Origin of the sequence: Flavobacterium psychroterrae (assembly GCF_018380615.1) — a bacterium.
Classification (GTDB): Bacteria; Bacteroidota; Bacteroidia; order Flavobacteriales; family Flavobacteriaceae; genus Flavobacterium; species Flavobacterium psychroterrae.
On record NZ_JAGYVZ010000109.1, the window covers coordinates 1 to 252 of the forward strand.

Sequence of the window (252 nt, forward strand, 5' to 3'; positions counted from 1 at the left end):
TCATCTGCATAAAGGCAGATTTGGTTACAGGCGTATTACTTTAGATCTAAGAAATAAAGGTGTTTTAATTAATCATAAAACGGTTCTCAGATTAATGACACTCCTAGGATTAAAAAGTATTATTAGAACCCGTTGGGTGTAATTATTTCAAGTAAAAAATACGGACTAGATATTGTTCAAGATACTGAAATTCAGTATCTTGATGTCGCCAAACAAAACAATATCTATGTCAAATATAATAAAAAATTATCT

1 pseudogene is annotated in these 252 nt (G+C 29.0%); it reads left to right on the forward strand.

Annotated features, from left to right (window positions below):
* Window positions 1-133, forward strand: a pseudogene (locus tag KHA90_RS25275) (IS3 family transposase); the annotation flags it as partial.
* Window positions 134-252: the final 119 nt, after the last annotated feature.